This window comes from Actinacidiphila paucisporea (assembly GCF_900142575.1).
Lineage (GTDB): Bacteria > Actinomycetota > Actinomycetes > Streptomycetales > Streptomycetaceae > Actinacidiphila > Actinacidiphila paucisporea.
Genome location: NZ_FRBI01000008.1, coordinates 58,867 through 76,062, shown reverse-complemented (window position 1 = coordinate 76,062; position 17,196 = coordinate 58,867). Strand labels below are relative to the sequence as shown.

Annotated in this window: 16 protein-coding genes; 14 read left to right on the top strand and 2 right to left on the bottom strand. The window is 73.7% G+C overall.

The features are described 5' to 3' along the window. Window positions 1–50: 50 nt before the first annotated feature. The 6 genes from BUE44_RS14650 (at window position 51) to BUE44_RS14625 (ending at window position 5,160) form a co-directional block, all read left to right on the top strand. On the top strand, window positions 51–1,310 hold the full coding sequence (locus BUE44_RS14650; RefSeq protein ID WP_073498196.1) for an NAD(P)/FAD-dependent oxidoreductase: 1,260 nt from the start codon (window positions 51–53) through the stop codon (window positions 1,308–1,310). A gap of 271 nt (window positions 1,311–1,581) precedes the next feature. Then, on the top strand, window positions 1,582–1,782 hold the full coding sequence (locus BUE44_RS14645; RefSeq protein WP_235002170.1) for a hypothetical protein: 201 nt from the start codon (window positions 1,582–1,584) through the stop codon (window positions 1,780–1,782). 110 nt (window positions 1,783–1,892) lie between these two features. After that, window positions 1,893–2,684: a DUF427 domain-containing protein gene (locus BUE44_RS14640; RefSeq protein ID WP_073498191.1), complete on the top strand. Its 792-nt coding sequence runs from the start codon at window positions 1,893–1,895 to the stop codon at window positions 2,682–2,684. A gap of 239 nt (window positions 2,685–2,923) precedes the next feature. After that, on the top strand, window positions 2,924–3,277 hold the full coding sequence (locus BUE44_RS37455) for an STAS domain-containing protein (protein ID WP_159450252.1): 354 nt from the start codon (window positions 2,924–2,926) through the stop codon (window positions 3,275–3,277). Window positions 3,278–3,385: 108 nt separating this feature from the next. Next, window positions 3,386–4,201, top strand: a complete 816-nt coding sequence (locus tag BUE44_RS14630) for an MEDS domain-containing protein (protein ID WP_073498187.1) — start codon at window positions 3,386–3,388, stop codon at window positions 4,199–4,201. Beyond that, on the top strand, window positions 4,198–5,160 hold the full coding sequence (locus BUE44_RS14625) for a sensor histidine kinase (RefSeq protein ID WP_073498185.1): 963 nt from the start codon (window positions 4,198–4,200) through the stop codon (window positions 5,158–5,160). The genes BUE44_RS14630 and BUE44_RS14625 overlap by 4 nt, the downstream gene beginning before the upstream one ends. 46 nt (window positions 5,161–5,206) lie before the next feature. Here BUE44_RS14625 and BUE44_RS14620 read toward each other — a convergent pair whose 3' ends face one another. Continuing rightward, window positions 5,207–5,563 carry an STAS domain-containing protein gene (locus BUE44_RS14620; RefSeq protein WP_073498183.1) on the bottom strand — a complete coding sequence of 119 codons (357 nt, stop codon included), beginning with the start codon at window positions 5,561–5,563 and terminating at the stop codon, window positions 5,207–5,209. Next, window positions 5,560–9,729, bottom strand: a complete 4,170-nt coding sequence (locus tag BUE44_RS14615) for a SpoIIE family protein phosphatase (protein WP_073498181.1) — start codon at window positions 9,727–9,729, stop codon at window positions 5,560–5,562. The genes BUE44_RS14620 and BUE44_RS14615 overlap by 4 nt, the downstream gene beginning before the upstream one ends. A gap of 205 nt (window positions 9,730–9,934) precedes the next feature. Here BUE44_RS14615 and BUE44_RS37450 point away from each other — a divergent pair, with 205 nt between their 5' ends. From BUE44_RS37450 to BUE44_RS14575, 8 genes are all read left to right on the top strand, one after another. Then, a complete protein-coding gene (locus tag BUE44_RS37450; protein WP_073498179.1) occupies window positions 9,935–10,294 on the top strand; it encodes an STAS domain-containing protein in 360 nt (119 codons plus the stop codon). A 233-nt stretch (window positions 10,295–10,527) separates the two neighbouring features. After that, entirely contained in the window at window positions 10,528–11,373 is an 846-nt protein-coding gene (locus tag BUE44_RS14605) for an STAS domain-containing protein (RefSeq protein ID WP_073498177.1), read from the top strand. Then, window positions 11,370–11,747, top strand: a complete 378-nt coding sequence (locus BUE44_RS14600) for an STAS domain-containing protein (protein WP_073498174.1) — start codon at window positions 11,370–11,372, stop codon at window positions 11,745–11,747. Before BUE44_RS14605 ends, BUE44_RS14600 begins: the two co-directional genes overlap by 4 nt. An 83-nt stretch (window positions 11,748–11,830) precedes the next feature. Next, the gene (locus tag BUE44_RS14595) at window positions 11,831–12,172 is read left to right on the top strand and encodes an anti-sigma regulatory factor (protein ID WP_107415735.1); all 342 of its coding nucleotides are present in this window, start codon (window positions 11,831–11,833) and stop codon (window positions 12,170–12,172) included. Beyond that, window positions 12,160–13,212 carry an ATP-binding protein gene (locus BUE44_RS14590; RefSeq protein ID WP_200804419.1) on the top strand — a complete coding sequence of 351 codons (1,053 nt, stop codon included), beginning with the start codon at window positions 12,160–12,162 and terminating at the stop codon, window positions 13,210–13,212. Before BUE44_RS14595 ends, BUE44_RS14590 begins: the two co-directional genes overlap by 13 nt. Beyond that, complete coding sequence (locus BUE44_RS14585) at window positions 13,209–15,014, top strand: ATP-binding protein (protein WP_073498170.1); 1,806 nt, start codon at window positions 13,209–13,211, stop codon at window positions 15,012–15,014. Before BUE44_RS14590 ends, BUE44_RS14585 begins: the two co-directional genes overlap by 4 nt. Continuing rightward, window positions 15,011–16,600, top strand: coding sequence for a fused response regulator/phosphatase (locus BUE44_RS14580; protein ID WP_073498168.1), 1,590 nt, complete (start codon window positions 15,011–15,013; stop codon window positions 16,598–16,600). The genes BUE44_RS14585 and BUE44_RS14580 overlap by 4 nt, the downstream gene beginning before the upstream one ends. Before the next feature lie 44 nt (window positions 16,601–16,644). Next, entirely contained in the window at window positions 16,645–17,160 is a 516-nt protein-coding gene (locus BUE44_RS14575) for a cupin domain-containing protein (protein WP_073498166.1), read from the top strand. Window positions 17,161–17,196 lie beyond the last annotated feature (36 nt).

The following is a 17,196-nucleotide window of genomic DNA, read 5'->3' as shown; positions in this document are numbered from 1 at the left end:
GAGCCGCCCGCCGGGCGGGCAGGCGGCGGGCAGCGGCCGAGAGGGTGGTGATGGCGTTGGCGAGGGCAGCGGACGTGCTGGTCGTGGGAGCGGGCGTGGCCGGGCTGGTGTGCGCGCAGGACCTGGCAGCGGCCGGCCTCGACGTCCAGGTGCTCGAAGCGTCCGACGCGGTGGGGGGCCGGATGCGCACCGACGTACGGGACGGCTTCCGCTTCGACCGCGGCTTCCAGGTCGTCAACACCTCCTACCCGCAGCTGCGCCGGCGCGTACGCCTGCCGGACCTGTGGCCGCGGCCTTTCACACCCGGCGTCCTGCTGCACACCCCGCACGGGCGGCTGCGCTTCGCCGACCCGACCCGCGTGCCCCGGCTGGCCACCGACCTGCTGCCGGGCCGCCTGGCGTCGCTCCGCGACCTGTCCGCCCTGGTCATGCTGTGCGGGCGGGACATGCTGCTGCCGCCGCGGGTCATCAAGCGCGCCGCGGAGCGCACCACCCGCACCGCCCTGGCCGACGCGGCGATCGGCGAGGACCTGGTCGAGACGCTCTTCCGGCCGTTCCTGTCGGGGGTCTTCCTGGAGAGCGAGCTGGAGACCTCCAGCCGGTTCTTCCACCTGGTGTGGCGCTCGATGCTGCGCGGCACCCTGTGCCTGCCCGCCCGGGGCGTGGCGGCGGTGCCCGAGCAGCTGGCGGACGGGCTGCCCGAGGGCACCGTGCGCCTGGGCACCCCGGTGGAGCGGCTCACCGACGACGGCGTGCTGACCTCCTACGGCGACGAGATCGCCGCCGCCGCGGTGGTCGTCGCCGCGGGCCCCGCGGCGGCGGGGGCCCTGCTGCCCGGCCTGGAGGTGCCGCCCACCCGCTCGGTCACCACGTACTACCACGCCGCCCCCGTCAGCCCGCTGGCCGAGCCGACCCTGATCACCGACACCGCGCGGCGCGTCCTGAACACCGTGGTGATCAGCGAGGTCAGCCCCACGTACGCGCCGCGCGGCCGGGCGCTGGTGTCCACCTCGGTGCTCGGCGCGGACGAGCGGCCCGGGCAGGAGGCCGAGGTCCGCGCCGCGCTGGCGGACATCTACGAGGCCGACACCGCCGGCTGGGAGCCGGTGGCCGTCCAGCGCGTGGCGGAGGCGCTGCCCGCCATGCCCCCGCCGTGGCCGCTCAGCCGCACCACCCGGTTCTCCCCGGGCCGCTACGTCTGCGGGGACCACCGGGCCACCGGCTCGGTCCAGGGCGCGATGGCCTCCGGGGCCCGCGCCGCCCGCGAAGTCCTCGCGGACCGCGCCGCGAGCGGCCACCCGGGCCGCTGACGCACCCGCGCGGGGCCGGTGGAAGCGGCCGGTGACCGGCTTGACCGGAGTCGACCCGGCCGGCAGCCGGGCGCTGGTCGCAAGCGGCCCTTCCGGTGATTGCACGACGCCTCGTGAGCAAGGTGGCTGCCGCAGGGGTACGGCATCCCAGCAGAGGACGAACCCGGAACCCGCGAGGAGATCGGCCATGTACGCAGCAGTGCGGCGGTATGAAGGCGTGACCGATCCAGCCGAGGCGGCACGCCTCGTGAAAGGGGGATTCGTGCCGCTCATGCGCCAGGTCCCCGGCTTCGTGGCCTTCTACTGGATCGACGCCGGGAACGGGGTGGTCGTCTCGACCAGCGTCTTCCAGGACCGGGCGGGCGCCGAGGAGTCGAATCTGAGGGCGTCGAACTTCATCCGGGACAGCCTCGGGGCGTACCTCCCCCACCCTCCCGAGATCACCGCCGGGGAAGTCCTGGTCACCGCGTAGGGGCCCAGGGCCGGTCCGCGCTCCGTACGATCGATCGGGCAGGACCCTGCAGGGTGCGGGCACCGCGCCCGGTATGCCTCCGCGATCGACCCCGGCCCGAGGAGGGCGTCTTGAAGGACCCCGCACAGCAGCAGGAACAGCCCGCGCGGAACTACCCGGCGTCGCTCGTGACCCCCGGTCACGTCGAACCGGTGCCGCGGCGCATCCGCGGCTTCGCGGGCGGCCGCCCGGTGCTGGACACCCGGCGGGCCCGCTACGTCTGGGAGCGGGCCGCCTATCCGCAGTTCAGCATCCCCGTCACCGACGTGACCGGCGGGGAGCTGGTCGACGAGGGCCACGAGGAGAAACGGGCGCCGGGTACGGTACGGCGGCACGCGCTGCGGGTCGGCGAGGAGCTGCGGCCGGGCGCCGCGTGGGTGTGGGCCGACGACGCGGCCGAGGGTCTCGCCGGCACGGTCCGCTTCGAATGGGACGCGCTGGACGGCTGGTTCGAGGAGGACGAGCAGGTCTTCGTCCACCCGCGGAGCCCGTACACCCGGGTGGACGCGCTCCGCTCCGGCAGCCACGTCCGGGTCGAGCTCGACGGGCTCGTGCTCGCCGACGCGCCCTCCTGCGTGCCGGTCTTCGAGACGGGGCTGCCGACCCGCTACTACCTCGACCGCGCTTGCGTCGACTTCACCCTGCTGACGCCCAGCGACACCGTCAGCGCCTGCCCGTACAAGGGCACCACCAGCGGCTACTGGTCGGTCCGCACCGCCCGCGGCACCCAGCGGGACCTGGCGTGGGCGTACGACTTCCCGACCCGCCAGCTGACGCCGGTCGCCGGGCTGGTGTGCTTCTACAACGAGCGCGTGGACCTCTACCTCGACGGCGAGCTGCTGCCGCGGCCCGTGCGCCGCTGACCGCGCACGACCGCGCGTGTCCCGGTGGCCCGCGGCTGCCCCGTCGCCCTCGGCCGTGGCGATGGCCACGCACCGGCGCGACCGTTCACCCCACACCCGGCAAGGACGACGGCCTCTTATCCCGGCCCCGGCGGGAGTTGTCACGCTGCGAAGTGGCGGACGCGGTGCCGGGATGGCAGTCTCTTCTGGTGTTCGCGGCAGGACGCGCCGCTGTCGGGGGGAGAAAGGGGGTGGCGTCCGTGGAATTCGGAAACGACGGCGTGGCAGCGGGCGTCTACTACTCGGAGCAGTACGGCGCGGTGTGGATCATCGCTCTGCACGGGGAGTTCGACCTGGACTCGCTGCGTGTCGTGCAGGAGGTGACCGCGCGGGTGCTGGCCACCTTCGACGGCCCCCTCGTCTTCGACCTCGCGATGGTCTCCTTCTGCGACTCGGCGCTGCTCAACCACCTGGTGCGGACCGCCGCCGGACGGCGGACCGCCCTGGCGCACCCCAGCGCCGCGGTGCGCCGCCTGCTGCGGATCACCGGCGCCGAGGCCGTCTTCAGCCCGTACGAGGACCTGGTGAACCCGACCGCCGATCCCGACCAGTAGCAGATCGGGACGGGCGCCCTGCACCCCCGGGGTGTAGTCGGGCCGTCCGCGCGAGCTGACAGACTGTACGCAGGGGAATCCGTCCCGAGTCGAGGTGAGGAGGGCCGTGTGAGGATCGCTCGCAGCGTCGCGAGCCTCGGCCGGGTCGACATCGGTGACCACGTGTGCTGGGTGGTGCCGCGACCGGGCGACTTCCGGAGCGCGGCCCAGGGATATCTGTCCGACGGCACGCAGCTGGGCGACAAGGTCATGGTCGTGGGGTCGTCGTCCCCCGCGTGGCTGGAATTCCAGGCCCCGAACGGACTACTCGTCGACCCTGCCGTCGCGCCCGGCGGCGTAGGCTGGGACGTGGACGCACTGGTGACACTGGTGCGGCAGGAGGCCGAGACAGCAGATCGGCAGGGCTTCAGGGCCCTGCGGGTGCTGGCAGAGATGGACCGCATCTGGCCTGCCGACATCACGGCCGAGCAGGTGGCCGATCAGGAGCTGAGGCTCGACGCACTGACCGGCGGCACGGCCGCGATGATGGTGTGCGCCTATGCGAGTCCCGGTTTTGCACCGAAGGTGCTCGAACAGGCGGCGAGCGTGCATCCTCACTTCGCGGGTCATCCCGCACAGCCACCCTCCTTCCAGATCTTCAACGAGTCGGCGGACTGCTGGAGGGTCAGCGGCGTGGTCGACGCCGACGGCGCGGGCGCCTTCCGGGTCGCCGTCACCGGCCTGCTGCGGAGCATGGCGACGCTGCGGCTGCGGTGCGACGGCCTGCAGCTGATGGACGCGGTCGGCATGCGCACCCTCGCCGAAGCGGCCGCCGCGATGCCCGGCCGCAAGATCGTGCTCGAACGCGCCAACCCCACGGTGCGAAGGTGCTGGGAGCTGCTCGGCTACGACGATCCCGCCGTCCCCGCGGAGCTGGTGCCGTGACCCCGCCCCGCACGGCCGAGCACGGCGACGCCACGGCGCCCGCCTTCCGCCACGAGCTCTACGCCTACCAGGGCGACTCCGGCTTCCTCCGGGGCGCGGTGTCGTTCATCGACGACGCCAGGGCGGCCGACGAGACGGTCCTGGTCGCGGTCGGCGAGGACAAGCAGGTCATGCTGCGCGACGCGCTCGGCGGCAGTGGCGCGGACCGCCGGGTGTCGTTCGTGGACACCGGCGCGCTGGGCCGCAACCCGGGGCGGCTCATCCCGGCCTGGCACGACTGGATCGCCAAGAGCGTCAGCGACGGCCTGCCGGTGCGGGGCATCAGCGAGTCCCCGTGGGGGACGGCCACCCCGGCCGAGCGCGGCGAGCTGCGCTACCACGAGTGGCTGCTGAACCTGACCTTCGCCGCCTCCCCGGCCTGGTGGCTGCTGTGTCCCTACGACGTCACCACCGTCGAGGCCGCGGCCCTGGAGTCCGCGCGCCTGTGCCATCCCTTCCAGCTCGCCGAGGGCGCGCACGGCCGCAACCCCGCCTTCTCGGACGAGCCCTTCCGCTTCGAGGAACTGACGCCCGCCTGCGGTCCCGCCACGACCCTGGCCTACGGCGCCGGCGCGCTCTCAACCGTCCGCGGCACGGTGACCGAGTGCGCCACCCGATGCGGCCTGCGGGGCGCCCGGCTGCAGGAGCTGCTGGTGGCCGTCACCGAGGTAGCCGCCAACAGCATCCGGCACGGCGGCGGTTCCGGCACCCTGCGCACCTGGGGCGACAGCGACGTCTTCGTCTGCGAATTCCACGACGCGGGCCACATCACCGATCCCCTCGCGGGCCGCTCGCGCCCGGTCCCCGGCCAGGACGGCGGCCGGGGCCTGTGGCTGGTCCACCAGCTCTGCGACCTGGTGCAGATCCGCTCGGCGCCCGAGAGCGGCACGACCGTCCGGCTGACCATGGCGCTGCGCTGACCCCTCCGGGCGATCCGCCGGCCCCCCGCCTGTCCGGGCCCCGCCGTCAACTCGGCGGCCGCGCGGGGCCCGTGGATCCGTCCCCGTCCGGGTGGCCCGGCGGTTCCAGGCCGTGGACGGTGGTCAGTTCGGTGAGACCGCAGATGGTCAGCACCGGGGCGAGTATGTCGGCGGCGACGATCTCGATGCGGTCGGCGCGGATGAGGAGTTCCTTCAGACCGGCGCTGTCGAGGTAGGCCACCGCGCTCAGGTCGACGACCAGCGGGCCGGGACCCCCGCTCAGGGCCCGGTCGGCGGCGGCGGCGAGCCGGTCGGAGTTCGTCATGTCCACCTCGCCCGCGACGGCCAGCACGACGGTGCCGTCCGGGCGGCTGCTGCAGGTGAGGTCGAGAGGTGTGGTCATCGGGAGATCCTGGCGTGCATCGCGACGGTGGTGCCGTCGGGACCTGATGTGACGGTGACGTTCTGCATGAGCGCGCGCATGAGCGCGATACCGCGACCGCGGTGCTGGTTGGTCTCGGGCCGGCGCGGCTTCCAGCGCCCGGTGTCGGAGACGGTCAGGCTCATGCTGTCCGACCGGGCCTCCGCCCGCAGCCGGATGGTGTCCCCGGGCGTGTCGCGGTGGCCGTGTTCCACCGCGTTGGCGCAGGCCTCGCCGGCGGCCACCAGCACGTTCTGGACGGTCTGCGGCGGCAGGGCGCACTGGTTCAGCCAGTTGCGCAGCGCCGCGCGGACCGGGGCGAGCTGTGCCGCGTCCGCGGGGAACCTCACGGACAGCGGTGCGGGATGCCGGTAGAGCAGCAGCGCGACGTCGTCGTCGTATCCCCCGGGCGGGGCCATCCGGTCCATGACGCGTGCCGCCAGGTCCTCGACGCCGACGTGCCGGCCCTCGCGCACCGCCGCCCCGGCCTGGTCGATGCCCTCGGTCAACGGCTGGCGACGGCGTTCGACCAGGCCGTCGGTGTAGAGCAGCAGGGTCGCGTGCGGTGGTACCTCCGCCTGCGCCCAGGGGCGGGAGTCGGCGGGGCGCACCGCGAGGGGCGTCGAGCGGCCCTGGTCGAGCAGCCTGACGCTGCCGTCGGTGTGGACCAGCACCCCTGGCGGGTGACCGGCGCTGGAGTAGGCCAGCCGGCCGGTGCCGGGGTCGAGGACGCCGCAGAAGACGGTGGTGCACATCGCCCCGGGGATGTTGGCGGCGAAGTTGTCGAGTGCGACGAGCACCCGGTCCGGGCGCGGGTCCTGGAGCAGCAGCGCCCGGCACGCGCTGCGCAACTGGCCCATGACCGCGGCGGCCTGCAGGCCGCGGCCGACGCAGTCGCCGACCACGATGCCGATGCGCCCCTCGGACAGGGCGACGGTGTCGTACCAGTCGCCGCCGACCTCCAGCGGGCGCGCCGCGGGCTCGTACCGTACGGCGAAGCCCTCGGGTAGCTCCGCGGGGCCCAGGATGGACCGCTGCAGGGCCAGGGCCGTCTCCCTTTGCTGGTCGATCTGGTGGGCGCGGGCGAGGCCCTGTACCAGGTGCCCGGCCAGCAGGGACAGCAGGGTGAGGTCCTGGTCGGTGAAAGGCCGCTGCTCGCCGAGGTCGAGCCACAGCACCAGCGGGCCCCGCGGGTGCGCGAGGCCGACTCCCACACCGCCGCGCCCGTCGCCGGCCGGCGTCAGCGAGGGGCCGTCGCGAAGGGCGGTGAGCGCGGCCCGGTGCTCGGCGGTCAGATCGTCCCACTCCGGGGCGATGCCGGTCGCGGTCAGCACGGGCCGGCCGCCCTCGGGAAAGAGCACCGCCAGCCCGCGCCGGGCCTGCCACAGGGCGCGCATCTCCGTCAGGGCGCCGTCCAGGGACTCCGCCGTGCTGGTGGCCTGGGACAGCCGCAGGCTCAGTGCCGCCACCGCCGTCTCGCGCCGGATGACGTACCGCTCGGCCGTCACGTCGCGGAGGGTGCCCACCACCATCTGCCCGCCGGTCTCCGGGTCCTGGACCCGGGCGAGGCTGGCCGACACCCACAGCGCGTGGCCGTCACGGTGGCGCAGGGGCAGGATGTGGCTGCTGCCGGACCGCCGCGCCAGCCCGGTGAAGCCCTCGGCGGCCAACCGGTGGCCTTCCGGGTCCGCGTCGGCGTCCGGCCACCAGGGCTGGCCGGGGCCGTAGGGCAGGTTGTCGGGACCGTAGCCCAGCACGTCGGCGAAGGCGGCGTTGACCTCGACGACGGCGCCGTCCTCGTCGCAGACGAAGAAGGCCTCCTGCATCGAGTCCGTCAGCGCGCGGCGCCAGCGGGCGTGCCGGGTGCGCAGCCGGGCGAGTTCGACGTTCGCCCTGACCCGGGCCAGCAGTTCGGCGGCGGAGAACGGCTTGACGAGGTAGTCGTCCGCACCGGCCTCCAGGCCCTCGACGGACGCCTCCTGCCCGGCCCGCGCCGACAGCAGCAGGACCGGGACCCCCACGGTGCGCGGTGCGGCGCGCAGCCTCGCCACCATCCGCAGCCCGTCGAGGCGCGGCATCATCACGTCGGCGACCACCAGGTCGGGGAGGTGGGCGCGTACGGCGTCCAGCGCCGCCTGGCCGTCGCCGACCGCGCGGACCCGGTGGCCGGCGCCGCGCAGCAGACGGGTGAGGTATTCGCGCATGTCGGCGTTGTCGTCCGCGACCACCACGTCGATGGCCCCGCCGCGGTTCGTCCCGCCGCCCGGCCCCGGCGGGTTCGCGGGCGCGTCGGCCTGGGCGGACGCCGCCGGGTCGGGCAGCCAGCGCAGCGCCTCCTGCACGTAGGGCTCGGCGACGGACGAGACCGCGGGACGCCCGTGGCCGCCGACCCGCGCGTCGGGTGGCAGATGCCCGGAGCCGTAGGCCAGCCGGATGGTGAAGGTGGTGCCCTCCCCCTCCCTGCTGGCCGCCTCGATCGTGCCGCCGTGCAGCGTCACCAGCTCCTTGACCAGCGCCAGTCCGATGCCGCTGCCCTCGTTGGAGCGCGCGCGGGCGTTCTCTATCCGGTGGAAGCGTTCGAACAGCCGCGGGATCTCCTGCTCCGGCACCCCGATGCCCGTGTCGGCGACGGTGACGACCGCCTCTCCCGACCCGTCGCGCACGGTGAGGCGGATACCGCCGTCGAAGGTGAACTTCAGCGCGTTGCTGAGCAGGTTGAGCACGACCTGCTCCCACATGCCGCGGTCGAGGAGGACCGGCTGCGGCAGCGGGGCGCAGTCCACCTCGAAGGACAGCCCCGCCGCTTCGACGGCCGAGCGGAAGACGCTGGCGAACTCCGCGGTGAGCGTGGCCAGGTCGGCCTGCTCGTAGTCGGCCCGCATCCGGCCTGCCTCGATACGGGAGTAGTCCAGCAGCGCGTTGACCAGCTTGCCCAGGCGCATCCCGTTGCGGCGGATCACCTCCAGTTCCTCGCGCGTCTGCGGGTCCGCCCCCGCCAGCCGGGCCCGCAACTCCTCGGTCGGCCCCGTGATCAGGGCCAGCGGAGTGCGGAACTCGTGGCTGACGTTGGAGAAGAAGGCGGTCTTCGCGCGGTCCAGCTGGGCCAGTTCCTCGGCCCGCTGCTGCTGCGCCCGGTAGCTGCGGGCGCTCCCGATGCCCGCGGCCAGATTGGCCGCGACCAGTTCGACGAACCCGCGGGTGGCCTCGTCCGGCCGCCGGTAGCGGTTGAGGCCGGCGACCAGGAAACCGTAGGGCTCGCTGCCCTGCTGCAGCAGCGGCACCACCAGCGCCTGCGCGGGCGGCTGCGGCCACGGGCCCGACGGCATCCCGGCGAAGGGCTCCCCGGCCAGAGCCACCACCGCGGAACGGCACGCGGCCGGCTCCTGGACCGGCCACACCGCGTCCGGGTCGTCGGCGGCCAGCCGGGCCGGCGCCGCGGGATGCCCCGCAGCCATGCCCGTCCTGGCCGCCAGCCTGGCGCCGCCGTCCTCGTCGAACAGATACGTCAGCGTGAAGGGCAGGTCCCGGTCGTTGCGCGCGAGCTGCCCGGCGGCGAACGCCAGCACCTGCTCCTGCGTGCGCGCGACGTTGACGTCGGATCCCAGGTCACGCAGCGTGGCCATGCGGCGCTCACCTATGACGCGGTCGGTGTCCTCGCTGACCACGCACAGCATGCCGACCACCGTGCCGGCGTCGTCGCGCAACGCGCTGTAGGAGAAGGTGTGGTAGGTCTCCTCGGAGTAGCCGGACCGTTCGAGGAAGAGCAGCAGCGCCTCGTCCCAGGTGGCCTTTCCGGTGCTGAGGACGCTGCTGATACGGGACCCGATGTCGTCCCAGATCTCCGCCCACACCTCGCTCGCCGGGCGGCCCAGGGCCCAGGGGTACTTCCGGCCGAGGGTGCCGCGACGGTAGGCCGCGTTGCAGAAGAAGGTCAGCTCCGGACCCCACGCCATCCACATCGGGAAGCGCGAGGACAGCAGGATGCTGACCGCGGTGCGCAGGCTCTGCGCCCAGTCCTGCGGCGGCCCCAGAGGTGTCGACGTCCAGTCGACCGCGGCGAGGTCCCGGTGGATCTCGTCGTCCCCCGCGAACACCCCGCCGCCCGCGGCGTCCGGCCGCCGCCCTTCCTCGTCGTCCCGACCCGCCACGCTCGACCTTCCTCCTGTCGCCGACCTCGAAGCCCACCCGTCCTGACCTCCCTGGCGGCCGGGCCCCGGCCGCGCACCGTTGCGAGCCCGGGGCCCCGGCACGCGCCGTAGGATGTATCTGCCCGCTGATCGACAGGCAAACAGCGGACCCACGAGACGAGTGAGAGGCACGGCCACGGACAGCAGTCGCCCAGAAGGAGGAATCGTGAGCGATCCGGATCCGGACCCCGTCCTGACCGTCACCGCGGAACGCCACCCCGCGGGCCCCACATTGATCACCCTCAGCGGCGAACTCGACTTCGCCACGGTGGCCGACCTCCACGACGTCATCGCCGACACGCAGTTCACAGCGGTGGGCGTGGTGATCGATCTCACAGGTGTCCTCTACTGCGACTCCGCGGGTATCACCGAGCTGGTCACCGCCTCGCAGCAGGCCAGGAAGGCCGGCTCGCCGCTCGTGCTCGCCGGGCTGAGCGACAACCTGCGGCGGGTCTTCGGGATCGCCGGGCTGCACGCGATCTTCTCCTCCTACCCCACGGTCGATCTGGCCGTCGGCTCGCTCTGACCGTCGGCGCCCTGACTTGACGCCACCCTGACCGTCGGAGCGACCGCGACAGCGTCCGGCGGAGATCCGAACCACCGGCCGCAGGCATTCGGTGACCCTCCGACCTGCGAGGGAGACGACCGTTCGGTCTCCCCGCAGGGGGTTGTGCCACCCGACGTCACGCCCCCGGGGGCGCCTCGACGTCATGCCGTAGTCTCCCTTCGGACCCTTGGCAGGACGAAGAGGAGTGCACGATGGCGCAGGACGATTCGGACCGGCTGCTGAGCCTGCTGGCCGATGGACAGGACGATTTCGTGGCCCGGTGGATACGCACCGTCACGTCGTCGCTGGCCGGGCGACTCACTCCCGCGGAGGTCCAGCAGGACCTCACGGAGCTGTACCGCGCGCTTCTCGTGGCACTGCGACAGGGCGACACGGCTACCAAGGGCGAGGCGTTCGGGGAGGTGCGCAGCCTGCTGACCGAGCTGTCGCGCAACCGGGCCCGTCAGGGCTTCAGCCCCACCGAGACGGCGTCCAGCCTCTTCGCGCTCAAGGAAGTGCTGCAGTCGGCGCTCGTCGAAGCGGGCGACCTCGCCACGTACGCGCGCTTCTGCCGGGTGCTTGACGACCTCGGGCTCTACACCGTCGAAGTGCACGCCAAGGCCCGCGAGGAGATCATCTCGGCGCAGGCCGAGCAGCTGCTCGAACTCTCGACCCCGGTCGTCAAACTGTGGGACGGCATCGTGGGCGTACCGCTGGTCGGGACGCTGGACTCGGCCCGCACCCAGGTGGTGATGGAGAAGCTGCTGCAGTCGCTCCTCGACCAGAACGCCACGCACGCGATCGTGGACATCACCGGCGTCCCGTCGGTGGACACCCAGGTCGCCCAGCACCTGCTCAAGACCGTGGTGGCCGCCCGGATGATGGGCGCGGAGTGCACGATCTCCGGCATCCGGCCGCAGATCGCCCAGACCATAGTGGCGCTGGGCATCGAGTTCGGCGACATCACCACCAAGGCGACCCTCGCCGACGCGCTGCGGCACGCGCTGCACCGGATCGAGCAGAACGGTGCCGCGGCCGGGATCGGCGGGACGGCGTGACGGACCGGGTACCGATCCTCAAGATCGGGGACGTGCTGCTGGTCTCCATCCAGGTCGACCTGGAGGACCAGATGGTCATGGACCTCCAGGAGGACCTGTCGCAGCGGATCGTCGACACCGGGGCCCACGGCGTGGTGATCGACATCTCGGCGCTGGAGATCGTGGACTCCTTCGTGGGCCGGATGCTGGCCACCATCGCGGCCATCTCCCGGGTCCTGGGCGCGGAGACCGTGGTGGTGGGCATGCGGCCCGCGGTGGCGATGACGCTGGTGGAACTGGGGCTGTCGCTCGGCGGTGTGCGCACCGCGCTCAACCTGGAGCAGGGGATCGGCGCGTTGCGCCGGACCAGGGACCAGGGTCCGGTCGGCCGGTGACCTCCGGCGTGGGGCCGGTCGAGGAATCGGCGGCAGAAGAAGCGCCCATCGTCGCCAACGCCGACGTGGTCAAGGCCCGGCAGATGGTCCGCGCGCTGGCGCAGCAGGCCCGGCTCTCGCTCGTCGACCAGACGAAGCTGGTCACCGCGGCCAGCGAGCTGGCGCGCAACACCCTGACCTACGGCGGCGGCGGGCACATGCGGATGAGCATCGTCAGCCGGGGCGGGAAGACCGGGGTGAGGGTGGCCTTCCGCGACGAGGGGCCCGGCATACCGGATCTGGACCTGGCCCTGACCGACGGCTGGTCGTCGGGCCGGGGTATGGGGCTGGGGCTGAGCGGGGCGCGCCGGCTGGCCGACGAGTTCGAACTCGTCTCGGAACCGGGCAAGGGCACGCATGTCGTGGTCGTGAAGTGGGCACGGTGAGCGCGGCTTCGCCCGCCGAGGCGGGCGAGGTGCTGTGGCTGCGGGCCGATGAGGGGCTGGCCTCCGCCGGGCGGCGCGAGGCCGCCGCCCTGGCCCGCCGGCTGGGGCTCGCCGACAGCCGGGCCGCCGACCTCGCGCTCGCGGTCACCGAGGCGGCCGCCAACCTCCTGCGGCACGCCGACGACGGGGCGCTGGCCCTGCGGATCGCCGCCTTCGGCGACCAGTCCGCCGTCGAGCTGCTGGCACTGGACAGCGGGCCCGGCATCCCCGACGTCGGCGCGGTCCTGCGCGACGGCTCCTCCGCCGCCGGGACGCCGGGCGGCGGGCTCGGCGCCATCCGCCGGGTCGCGGACTTCTTCGCCCTCCACACCCTGCCCGGCCGCGGGACCTGCCTCTACGCCCGCTTCACCGCCCAGCCGGCCGGCATGGCGGAGCCCGGCTCGGCCGCGCAGCTCAGCGGCCTCACCCGGCCGATCAGCGGCGAGACGCAGTGCGGCGACACCTGGGCCGTACGGGAGGAGCCGGTCGCCGAGGGCGCCGCGCACCTGCTGGTGATGATGTGCGACGGGCTGGGCCACGGCCCGCTGGCGGCGCGGGCGGCCGACGAGGCGCGAACGGCGTTCCGCACCAGCAGGGCGACGGAGCCGGCCGCGATCCTCGCCGACATCCACGCCGGTCTCAAGGGCACCCGCGGCGCCGCCGTCGCGGTGGCCCGGGTCGATCCGCCGGCCCGCCGGGTGTCGCTCTGCGGGGTGGGGAACATCGCCGCCTTCGTCCTCGGCGCGCAGTCCCGGCAGGCGCTGACGTCCACGCCGGGCATCGTCGGCCACAACATCGGCCGCCCGCAGACCTTCAGCGCCGCCCTGCCCCCCGGGGACGCCCTGGTGCTGCACTCCGACGGGCTCAACAGCCGCTGGCAGCCTGCGCAGTTCCCCGGGCTGACGGGGCAGACCCCGGCGGTCATCGCGGCCCAGCTGCTGTGGCAGGCCGGCACCCGGCGCGACGACGCGGGCGTCGTCGTGGTCAAGGCGCCCAGGTGACCGCCGCCCCGGCGGCCTCGGAGGACGACCCGCTGGTCCTGTTCTCACTGGCCGTCACGGGCGACCGGAAGATGCTGGCCATGCGCAGGGACGTCCAGGAGGCCTGCCGCCGGCTGGGCGTGCCGGAACCCGAGACCGTACGGCTGGCGACGGTGGTGGGCGAGGTGGGCCGGAGCCTGCTGGGCGCCCGCGGGCTGACGGGCCGGCTCGCGCTGGTCGGCGGCGAGCGCCCGCAGATCACCGTCGTGTTCGGCTGGTCGGGCCTCCTGCGCCCACCGCGACGGGCGCTGGAGGCGGCCCGGCGGCTGCTCCACACCTGCGAGCTGGAGGAGCACCCGTTTCCCCGCGTCGTTCTGGGGCAGCCGATCGCGGAGACGTATCAGTCCCTCGACGAGCGGGCTGCTGGGCTACGCGAGGAGCTGATGGGACTGGGCGGCGTAAGTGTGGGCGAGGAGTTGCGGAGCCAGAACCACGATCTGCTGGCCGCACTGCAGCAGGCCCGCGCCCACCAGGAGGAGCTGCAACGTCTCAACCAGGAGCTGGAGGAGACCAACCAGGGCGTCATGGCGCTGTACGCGGAGCTGTCCAGCGAGCTGGAGGCCACCAACAGCGGGGTGGTGGCGCTGTACGCCGAGCTGGAGGAGAAGACCCGGGAGCTCAGCCTGCTCAACGAGGCGAAGACCCGCTTCTGGGCCAACGTGAGCCATGAGCTGCGCTCCCCGGTCAACGGTGTCCTCGGACTGACCAGGCTGCTGCTCGCACCGGGCGCCGACCCGCTCAACGACGAGCAGGTCCAGCAGGTCCAGATGATCGCCTCGGCGGGCAGCACGATGCTGGCGCTGGTGGAGGAGCTGCTCGACGTGGCCAAGGCCGAGTCGGGACGGCTGGAACCCGAACTGGTACCCGTCGACCTGCGGATGCTGCTCCACCAGATGCGCGGCACGCTCAGCGGCACCGCCAGGCCCGGGGCGTCCCTGGTCTTCCCCGACGACGCCCCCCAGCAGCCGGTCGTCACCGACGAGGTGATGCTCACCCGGATACTGCGCAACGTGCTGTCCAACAGCCTGAAGTTCACCGAGAACGGCGAGGTCGTCCTGCGGGTGGAGCGGACCGAGCAGGGCGGCCGGCCGTGGTGTGTCCTGACCGTCACCGACACCGGCATCGGCATTCCGGTCGAGGAGCAGGCACGGGTGTTCGAGGAGTTCTACCAGGTCCGCGGCCCGCACCAGCGGACGCACTCGGGCACCGGGCTCGGCCTGCCGTACGCCCGCCGGCTCACCGAACTCCTCGGCGGCCGGATGATGCTGGACAGCACCCCCGGTGTGGGGACCCGGGTGGTGATCGAGATCCCGGCGGGGCCGCATCCCGCGACGCCTGCCGGGGGGCCCGCGGAGCTTCCCGTCCGGCTGGACCGGCTCGTCATCGTCGACGACGACCCGGTCTTCCGCGCGACGCTCCGGCCGGTCCTCGCCGAGCTGGCCCGGGAGGTCGTCGAGGTCGGCGACAGCTCCCAGGCCGTCGTGGAGATACGGCGCCGGCGGCCCGACGCGGTCCTGCTCGACCTGAGCATGCCGCCGCCCGACGGCTACCAGCTGCTGGCCCGACTGGCGGCGGACCCCGCGCTGAACCAGGTGCCGGTGATCGTCCTGACCGCCAACGACCGGTCCGGCCTGGAGAACTCCCGGCTGGGGCACGCGCAGGCCGTGCTCGGCAAGACCCACCTGTCCGCGGCGCGGCTGGCCGACGTCCTGGCGCCGGTGCTGGGCGGCCGCGCCGCCCGCGGCGGGACGGAGGAGGGATGAGCGTGGACCCGTCCGGCGCGAAGGTGCTGCTGGTGGACGACAACCCCACCAACCGCTACGTGCTGGGTACCTACCTGCGCCGGGCGGGCCACGAGGTGGTGGAGGCCGAGGACGGCGGCAGCGCCATCGAGCTGCTGCACCGGTCGGCGGACCTGCCGGAGCTGGCGGTCATCGACATCCGGCTGCCCGACATGACCGGCTTCGAGGTCTGCGAGATGGTCAAGGCCGACCCCAGGACCGCGCGGCTGCCGATCATCCACGTGTCGGCCTCGGCGATCAGCGTCACCGACCGGGCGCAGGGGCTCAACCAGGGCGCGGACGCCTATCTCACCGAGCCCGTAGCCCCCAACGAGCTGCTGGCCACCGTGGCCGCCGTGCTGCGCTACGCGCGGGCCAGGCAGCGGGCCGAGACGCTCGCGACCCGGCTGCGGGAACTCAACCGCGCCACGCTCGACTTCTACTCCGCCGAGAACGTCGCCGACCTGGCCGCCAGGACCGCCGACGGCGCGCGGAGGATGTTCGGCCACGACGCGCTCGTGGTGCTCCGCACCGCCGAGGACGGCCTGGTCCAGGTGATCGGCACGCAGGGCGGTACGGCGGCGGCCGTGGCGGAACCGCCGGAGAGGTTCGCCCGCGCGGTGCTGCGGCTGCAGTCCCGCGACGACGCCGGTGTGCGGATGGAGGTCGTGCCGGCCGGCGGGCTGGCCGGCCGGGACCCGCTGACCGGCAGCACCCGGGCGCTCGCCGTCGCCTCGGCGCGGGTCAAGGGCACCGGGTCGGCGGCGGGTGTCGTCCTGCCGCAGGACGCGCTCGGCGACGACGACTACGAGGTGCTGACCCAGCTGGCGCACGCCTGCGCCCTGTCGCTGGAGGCGCTGCGCTCCTACCGGGAGGAGCACACCCTGGCCCTGACACTGCAGCGCACCTTCCTGCCCGCCTCGCTACCCGCCACGCCGCTCGCCGACCTGGCGGTGCGCTACCTGCCGGCCAGCCAGACCGCGGAGATCGGCGGTGACTTCTACGAGGCGCTGACGGTCCCCGACGGGCTGCTGCTCGCGGTGGGGGACGTCGCCGGCCACTCGCTCGACGCGGCCGTCGTGATGGGCGAGATCCGGCACGCGCTGCGCGCCTACGCCCTCGAGGGGCACGGCCCCGACGTCATCCTCTCGCACCTGGAGCGGCTGCTGCGGCACGTCGACTCACCGGTGGGCGCGACGCTCTGCGTGGCCCTCGTGGAGAACTCCGGGCGGGCCGTCCAGGTGGCCAACGCCGGGCACCTGCCGCTGGCGGTACGCGACCGCGACGCGAAGGCGTACTTCGTACCCGAGCACGGCCCCATGCTCGGTCTCGGCCTTTCCCACCCGCCGGCGGTCCGCCTCCCCGTCGGCCCCGGCACCCAGCTGGTCATGGTCACCGACGGCCTGGTGGAGCGGCGCGGCGGCGACCTGGACCAGGCGCTGCAGCGGATGGCGGACCTCCTCACCGGCGCCGCGCAGGACCCCGAGGGCGTCTGCGAACTGCTGCTCGCCAGCTTCCCCCCGGACGGCAAGGACGACGTCGCGCTGATGACCGCGCGCCTGCTCTGAGGTGATCTTGACACCCTGTCAGGCCTCGCCCTAGCGTCCCGCCCATGAGCGAGCCGCGCACGACCGCCGGGGAGGGCTTCCACCCCCACCTCCACGACACCCCGAGCCCTCCCCCGACCCCGCTGCGGTCCCGGCTGTACCACATCCGGGCCGACGCCCTGGACGGCGACACGGCGCAGACCGGCGGCATGCGCAGGTTCGCCGCCGTCAGCGGCCGGACGGCCGGGTCGGAGAAGCTGTGGATGGGCCAGACCCACGTGGCCGCCGCGACGTCCTCCTCCGACCACCACCACGGCGAGTCCGAGACCGCCATCTACGTGGTGAGCGGGCACCCGGAGTTCGTCTTCCTGGACGGCTCGGGCGACACCCCCGAGGAGGTGCGGCTGCGCACCTCCCCCGGCGACTACGTCTTCGTCCCGCCGTTCGTACCCCACCGCGAGGAGAACCCGGACCCCGACGCCGAGGCCGTCGTCGTCATCGCCCGCAGCACCCAGGAGGCCGTCGTGGTCAACGTCCCCGGGCTGTACGCGCTCGGCCCCGACGGGACGGCCCTGCCCTGAGGGCGCCGGGCCGGGTGCACGCCGCCGTCGCCGGTC

Coding starts and splice junctions, on each gene's coding strand:
- BUE44_RS14605 (WP_073498177.1), top strand. CDS start 10,528: ATGGCGCAGGACGATTCGGACCGGCTGCTGAGCCTGCTGGCCGATGGA.
- BUE44_RS14595 (WP_107415735.1), top strand. CDS start 11,831: ATGGTCCGCGCGCTGGCGCAGCAGGCCCGGCTCTCGCTCGTCGACCAG.
- BUE44_RS14580 (WP_073498168.1), top strand. CDS start 15,011: ATGAGCGTGGACCCGTCCGGCGCGAAGGTGCTGCTGGTGGACGACAAC.
- BUE44_RS14650 (WP_073498196.1), top strand. CDS start 51: ATGGCGTTGGCGAGGGCAGCGGACGTGCTGGTCGTGGGAGCGGGCGTG.
- BUE44_RS14575 (WP_073498166.1), top strand. CDS start 16,645: ATGAGCGAGCCGCGCACGACCGCCGGGGAGGGCTTCCACCCCCACCTC.
- BUE44_RS14620 (WP_073498183.1), bottom strand. CDS start 5,563: ATGACCACACCTCTCGACCTCACCTGCAGCAGCCGCCCGGACGGCACC.
- BUE44_RS14645 (WP_235002170.1), top strand. CDS start 1,582: ATGCGCCAGGTCCCCGGCTTCGTGGCCTTCTACTGGATCGACGCCGGG.